Origin of the sequence: Rathayibacter sp. AY1D5 (assembly GCF_002932515.1) — a bacterium.
Lineage (GTDB): Bacteria > Actinomycetota > Actinomycetes > Actinomycetales > Microbacteriaceae > Rathayibacter.
The window spans coordinates 25,452-32,055 of the sequence record NZ_PSVU01000044.1; the positions used below are offsets into that span (position 1 = coordinate 25,452).

Consider the following 6,604-nt stretch of genomic DNA (forward strand, 5'->3'; position numbering starts at 1 on the left):
CTCCTGAGCCTAGGAGCGCGAGCGCGAGCGCGAGCGCTGCGAGGCGGCGTGGGTCAGGAGCGTCGCCACGACTCCGACGAGCACGCCCAGTGCGGTCTCGAGCGCCCGGTCGCGCAGCAGCACGAGCTCGTCGACGGGATGCGCGAGCTCGACCATGAGGATCGCGAGCGGAGTGACGAAGGCGAGGGTCAGGCCGTAGTTGCGGCCGACGACGAGCTCGGCGGTCATCTGGAGGAGCACCACCACCACGATCACGGCGAGCGGGGAGAGCGGCAGGGCCAGGAGCGCGGCCGCGATCAGCACTCCGACGATCGTGCCGAGCATCCGGTGGCCCGCGCGCACGAGCCGGGCGCCCGCGTCCGCTCCCGAGACGGCTGCGACGGCGGAGACCATCGCCCAGTAGGGGTGGCCCAGGCCGGTCGCGGTCGGGATGGTGCCTGCCACCAGGACGACGGCCCCGAAGCGGAGCAGGGCGGCGCGCGTCGCCGGACGGGCCGCCGCCGCGCGGAACGAGGTGCGCCACGGCGTCGGGGCGAGGCGGCGTGCGCGGGGGAGCGCGAGACCGCTCAGGCCGACGACGAGCGAGAAGGCGGCGGAGCCCGCGGCGAGAGCGACGGCGAGCGCGATCCGCGAGGGCTCGGACGGGACGGACGCGCACGCCGTGACGGCGAACACCGGGAACAGTGGGCCGGGCGGGTGCCAGTGCAGGGCGTCGCTGAGGTAGGCCGCCGCGATGGTCACGGCGACCACGACGGGGATGATCAGCCAGTCGCGGTGAGGAGAGAGGGAGACGACGGTGCCGAGGGTCACGGTGGTGACGAGGAACGCGGCTGCCGACAGCTGCATCAGCAGGCGCGGCCGGTGCGTGTGCTGGCGTCCGTAGAGGGCCGTGAAGGCGCCGAAGGTCGCGTAGAGGGCGAGATCGGTGCGGCCGAGCGCCCAGAGGACGAGCAGCGGGACGGCGATCGAGACGCCGGCGCGCAGGGCGACGCGATGGGCGCCGGCGTGCGGGCCGAAGGCGAGGAGCTCGCGGGGGTGGGGCAGAACGGGGGTGGCGGCCATCGGGTCCTCTGATCGGGGTCCGAGCGGCGGCGGCCGGAGAAGTGGTTCACGGGTGAAGCAGATATACTTTACGCGTGAATGACTCTGAAGGCCAGCCGGGTGACGCGGTCGACGAGATCAGGGCGGGCTGGGCGGTGCTGCGGCCCGAGCTCGACACCTCCGCCGTCGACGTCGTCGGGCGGGTGATCCGCGCCTCCGCGCTGATCGTGCGGGCGACGGAGGAGCTGCTCGCCGCCTACGGGCTGACTCGCGGCGAGTTCGACGTGCTCTCCACGCTGCGTCGCGCCGGCGCTCCGCAGTCGCCGACGACCCTCCGGACGATCGCCCTCGCCTCCGCTCCCGCGATCACCAAGCGCGTGCACTCGCTGGAGCGGCGGGGCCTGGTGCGGCGCGCCGCGAACCCGGCGGACGGGCGCGGCTCGCTCATCACGCTGACTCGCGAGGGGGAGGAGCTGGTCGACCGGGCCTTCCCCGAGGTGCTCGACGCCGAGCGGGCGCTGCTTTCGGGGGTGCCCGCCGATCTGCGGGCGGAGGCGTCGCGCTCGCTCCGCGCGGTGCTCGCGAGCGTCGAGGCGGCCGCGAGCCGGTGACCCGCGCGGGGACCGCGAGGCGGCGGGCGCTCGCTACCGTGGTCCCATGCGCCTGACCTCGAGCTTCACCGTGCCGACGCGGCCGCCGGTGCTGCAGCTGGTCAAGACGGCGGCCGCCACGGTCGTCACCTGGCTCCTCGCCGGCGTCGTCTTCCCAGGGACGCTGCCCGTCTTCGGCGCGATCGCCGCGCTCCTCGTCGTCGCGCCGAGCATCAACCAGTCGTTCTCCAAGGCCCTCGAGCGCTCGGTCGGCGTCATCATCGGCGTGATCGTCGGATCCGTGATCGGCACGGTGCTCGGCGGCGAGAGCATCATCGTGCTCCTCGCGATCGTGGCCGCGATCGCCGTCGGGTGGGCCGTGCGCCTGACCCCCGCCTCCGCGGTGCAGATCCCGATCAGCGCGATGCTCGTGCTCTCGGTGGGCGCGGTCACGCCGAACTACGCGCTCGACCGCATCCTCGAGACCCTGCTGGGCGCGGCCGTCGGAGTCGTCATCAACGTGCTCATCGTCCCTCCGGTCGTGCTGGCGCCGGCCGAGCGGGCGATCGGAGACCTCACCGCTCAGCTCGCCGCTGCCCTCGACGACCTCGGCGACGCCCTCCAGGCCCCCGTCCCGCGACGTCGGCTCGACGAGCTGCTCATCAACGCCCGGCTGCTGCAGACCATGCAGAGCAAGGCGGAGGAGGCGATCGCGACCGGCGAGGAGTCCCTCCGCCTCAACCCGCGCCGCTCCGCCCACCGCGACCGGCTGCTGGCCCTCGACTCCGTCGTCCCGCGGCTGGGGCGCATCGTGACCCGGGTCCGCGGCATGACCCGGACCGTGCACGACCTCTACGACGACGAGCTCGTCGGGGAGCCGACGATCGCCGACATCGCCGTCCAGCTGCACCGGGCCGCCCACGATCTGCGGCTCCTCGTGCAGTCCTCGGTCGACGTTCCCGAGCCGGAGGCGATCACGGACGAGCTGCCCGCTCTCACCGCGCCGCTCGTGATCGCGACTCCGCATCCGCAGCACTGGATCCTGCTGGGGGCGCTCGCCGAGGACCTGCGGCGCATCCGCGAGGAGATCGTCGGCGCGGAGTCCTGACCGGCGGGCGCCGAGTGGCGTCGGCGGGAGGGCTGCTCTCGCGGGCGCTCGGCGTCTCGCGCCGCGCGACATGCGGCTCGTGGTGGCCTGCGGTGGTCAGCCGTCCTGCTCGCCGTCCTCCCTCGATCCGCCGCCCTCGACGAGCTCGCCGTCGCCCGGGTCGGGAGCGACCTGGTGCAGTGCCTCGGGATCGCTCGCCTCGGCGTGGAGGGTCTTGCCCTCGGCGATGAGGGAGTCGTCGTCCACGAGGATCCCGGCCAGCTCGGTGATGCGCCCCCGGAGAGCGCCGATCGGGTCCTCGGTGGGCGCGTCCTCCTCGGAATGGTCGACCTCCGAGTCGGGGTAGCGGCGGAGGGCGGCCTCGTCCCGGTCGGGCTGCGGCGCCCGCGCGTGCTCGACGCAGAGGCGGGCGACCTCCTCCGCGTGCGCGTGCATCACGGAGTGGGAGGCGTCGGGGATCTCCCAGGCCCGCGCATGCGGCATCGACCGGGCGATCTCCTCCGCCCACTCGCGCGGCACGAGCCGGTCGAACTCGCCGCGGATGACGAGGGCGGACGCGCGGATCCGGGGGACGGTCTCCTCGATCCGGTAGTGCATCATCTCGGGCAGCACACGGGAGAACCAGCGCGGTCCGCAGAGGAGGTAGGCGCCCGCGGCGAGGATCGCGACCTTGAGCGGCTCGCGGACGCTCGACTGGGCGAAGCGGAGCGCGGCGGTCGGGAGGCGGCGCTCGTGCCGGTTCATCACGGGTCCGAGCAGGACGATGGTGGTCAGCTCCGGACGGCGGGCGGCGAGCTCGGCCACCACCTGCGTCCCCATCGAGTGGCCGAGGACGACGGGATCGTCGAGGCCGAGCTCGTCGATGACGGCGCCGACCAGCTCGGCGTAGTCCCCGATGTCCATGCGCCGCGCGTCGATCGGGTGCGGCACGCCGCCGAAGCCCGGCAGGTCGAGAGCGTGCACCGGACCGAACTCGTTGAGCGCGGGCGCGAGGCGCTCGAAGTAGGTGGCCGCGACTCCGATCCCCGGCACGAGGACGAACGTGCGCTCGCCGTCGCGCCCCACTGTGCTCACCCGCGCCCAGACGTCGCGGTGGTGCACGCGCTGGACCGAGACGTCGGTGCTGCGGGTGCGGCGGTGCGGATCCCGCCCCCGGGAGCGCGTGGTCGCGAAGACGTCGCGGACTCCGCGCCGGAGGGTCGTGGCGAGGGTGGGGAGGAGGTCGCTCGGGCGGAGCACGGGGCCTCCTTCGATCGGGGGAGTCGGTCGCTGCGAGCCTAGGCGCTCGCCGCCGGGCTCAGATCAGCATGTCGTCCGACCTGTGGAGGATCAGACGGGCCGGCCCGGTGTGGAGGACGCCGTTGGTCAGGGGGGCGGTCCGGACGCCGCCGCGCCTCCGCATAGCCCGGAACGCCCCGGGGGCGAGCACGACGTCCATCCAGGCGCAGGGGTTCGCTGGTCGTCCGCCCTGGAACTCGATCCGCTCCCCGCCCTGCTCGATCGCGAACGTGCGGCCGGCGAGCGCATCGACGTCGGCGCCGCGGACGATGATGTTGCGGCGGGTGTCGGCGGGGTCGAAGGGCCCTGCGCCGAGCTCGGCGGCGATGTGCTCGAGGGTCTCGACCGCGAAGAGCGTGATCGCCGCGGGGCGGTGCGCGCGCTGGGCGAAGAAGCGGTCGCCGACAATGCCGAGGCCTGCGCGGATCTCGATCCGCTCGGGCTGCTCGTTGCCCTCGGACGGCACCGGGCCATCGGCGGGGCGGCCCTCGTAGCGGTGCAGCGGAGAGACGACGAAGCCCACGAGCTCGATCGCGGCGGCCTCCATGAGCCCACGGTACGCCGTAAGGGGGAGCAGCGGCGTCCGCCCGTCGGAGGCTCTGCGGCGCGTTCCGAATTGCCAGGGAGGAAGGGGCGCCCGGGCGCCACAGGAGCGTCCAGGGAGGGAGCCCTCGCTGCCGCCGCCGCCGATTCGCGGAGGGGGCTCCCGGCATGTATAGTCGTACCTCGTTGCGTGCGCCTCTGGCCCACGCGATGGACTGCGCCCGTAGCTCAACGGATAGAGCATCTGACTACGGATCAGAAGGTTGGGGGTTCGAATCCCTCCGGGCGCACTCTGGTTGAGACAGAGCAGAACGGCCCGCTTCGGCGGGCCGTTCTCGTTTTAACGGTCGCTCGTTCCGATGGCTGTCGGAGTCGGTCTCCCGGAGAGCGCAGGGCGGCGGAACGGCCGGTTCTCCGCCTCGCAGGACGGCTCTTCGCGCCGTCGACGGCGCCGACCGTCTTCCGCCCGCATCCGCGATCAGTCCTCGCCCGCGCTCGCGGTCACTCCGCGCAGGCTCCGCGATCACCCGACGCGAGCACGCCGCTCGGCTCTTCTCGCGCGCCGTTTCCTCCTCCACAGCGCCCATCTCGCGCCGTTCTCCACGGATGCAGCCGTACCGGCCGCGGTGACGTCGAACCGAGCAATACTCTCCTTCCGTGGGGCTGAACGGTCGCCGCCGACGCAGTGCGCTCGGTCGGCAGAGGAGAGGACATCGGATGAGTCGAACGGAACAGTCGGGGCGGGACGAGCGCGGACGACCCCGAGCGCGGACGGCGCGAGCGCTGGTCGGAACGACGGCGGGCTGCGTGCTCGTGAGCGGGCTGCTGGGCGGAGGCCTCGCACCGCCGCCCGCCCTCGCCGCCGACGGTCCTCACACGACGATTGAGAACACCCTCCTGCAGGGAGGCGCGACGAACGCCGGCGTGACGACCGTCTCGGCCTGGGTCCAGAAGGGCGAGACGCTCCGGGTGGACCTCCACCCGCTCCAGGCGGGCTCGGGGACCGGCGAGGGCGAGACCGGCGGCGGTACCGCCCGGGTGACGGCTCCGGGCGGAGCCGTCCTCGACGAGCAGGACTTCGCGCCCGGAGCGGCGCCCTCGGTGTCCGCCGGCGGCTCGTTCGTGGCGGACGAGACCGGGGTCTTCCAGATCCGGGTGTCCGACGACGACGTGACGGCGCCGGTGAACCTCGTCTGGAGCATCGGCGTCCAGGACGCGCGGGGCGCGGCGGTCGCGGGCCGGGTGTGGTCCGAGTCCTATGCGATCCAGTCCGGGGCGAAGGAGTCCTACTCCTCGCCCGAGGAGCGGCGCTCCTCCTTCACCCTCCATGCCGTCACGGAGACGGGCGCCCGCTACGAGCTCGGGCTGCGCGGCTACGACGGGGTCGCCTCGACGGTCCAGGCCACGAACAAGGGCAACGTGAAGGTCGGGTCGTCCGATCCGTCCTACCTCTCGGTCCCCATGCCGCAGTCGAGCGAGGCGGGCGGCATCGGGGCGCAGTACGTGCAGGCGTCCGGACGCTCCGGGATCGACGGCCTGCAGACCTACAAGCTCTTCCTGGACCCGCCGTCGTCCGACCTGCCGGAGTCGATCGCTCCGGCCTACCGCGCGCCGACGATCGAGGGCCTCGCCTTCCGCCGGTCGACCGCGGGCTCCGACGCGGGCACGCTGACCGGCGTCCTGGGGACGCAGCCGGGCACCGTCGTCGTGGACGTCGATGCGGACGGGGACGGCTCCTACGACGGCGAGCGCGACGTGCACCTCACCCGGATCGCGGGGACGACCGGTCCCTTCTCGGTCGACTGGGACGGACGGGACGCGAAGGGTGGGACCGTCGACGTGACCGACCCCGACGTCACCTTCCGCGCCTCCATCGGCCGCACGAACGAGTTCCACTTCACGCGGGTCGATGCCGAGACGTCCGCCGGCGGCGTGTCCGTCGTGAGGTCGACCGGCGGCGGCGATGACCCGTCGATGGTCCACTGGGACGACTCGCTCCTCGCCGGATCGAACTCGGAGCGGTACTCCGGCACCTCCGCGGTGA

General features: G+C 73.4%; 6 protein-coding genes and 1 tRNA gene. 4 read left to right on the top strand and 3 right to left on the bottom strand.

What is annotated here, in order from left to right; all coding sequences use genetic code 11:
* Nucleotides 1-9: 9 nt before the first annotated feature.
* Complete coding sequence (locus C5C82_RS13050) at nt 10-1,062, bottom strand: FUSC family protein (RefSeq protein ID WP_104355199.1); 1,053 nt, start codon at nt 1,060-1,062, stop codon at nt 10-12.
* Between the two features lie 74 nt (nt 1,063-1,136).
* Between C5C82_RS13050 and C5C82_RS13055 the strand changes: the two genes are divergently transcribed.
* Together C5C82_RS13055 and C5C82_RS13060 are read left to right on the top strand one after the other, a co-directional pair.
* Nucleotides 1,137-1,652, top strand: a complete 516-nt coding sequence (locus C5C82_RS13055; protein WP_104355200.1) for a MarR family winged helix-turn-helix transcriptional regulator — start codon at nt 1,137-1,139, stop codon at nt 1,650-1,652.
* A gap of 46 nt (nt 1,653-1,698) precedes the next feature.
* Nucleotides 1,699-2,739: an aromatic acid exporter family protein gene (locus tag C5C82_RS13060; protein WP_104225996.1), complete on the top strand. Its 1,041-nt coding sequence runs from the start codon at nt 1,699-1,701 to the stop codon at nt 2,737-2,739.
* 96 nt (nt 2,740-2,835) lie between these two features.
* Here the strand turns inward: C5C82_RS13060 and C5C82_RS13065 are convergent, their stop codons facing one another.
* Nucleotides 2,836-3,978 carry an alpha/beta fold hydrolase gene (locus C5C82_RS13065; RefSeq protein WP_104239287.1) on the bottom strand — a complete coding sequence of 381 codons (1,143 nt, stop codon included), beginning with the start codon at nt 3,976-3,978 and terminating at the stop codon, nt 2,836-2,838.
* 58 nt (nt 3,979-4,036) lie between these two features.
* Nucleotides 4,037-4,564 carry an MOSC domain-containing protein gene (locus C5C82_RS13070; RefSeq protein ID WP_104225994.1) on the bottom strand — a complete coding sequence of 176 codons (528 nt, stop codon included), beginning with the start codon at nt 4,562-4,564 and terminating at the stop codon, nt 4,037-4,039.
* 213 nt (nt 4,565-4,777) lie between these two features.
* On the opposite strand from C5C82_RS13070, the gene C5C82_RS13075 reads away from it, so the two are divergent.
* A tRNA-Arg gene (locus C5C82_RS13075) sits at nt 4,778-4,850 on the top strand.
* Between the two features lie 427 nt (nt 4,851-5,277).
* On the top strand, nt 5,278-6,604 hold a 1,327-nt coding region (locus C5C82_RS13080), incomplete at its 3' end, for a hypothetical protein (protein WP_146085991.1).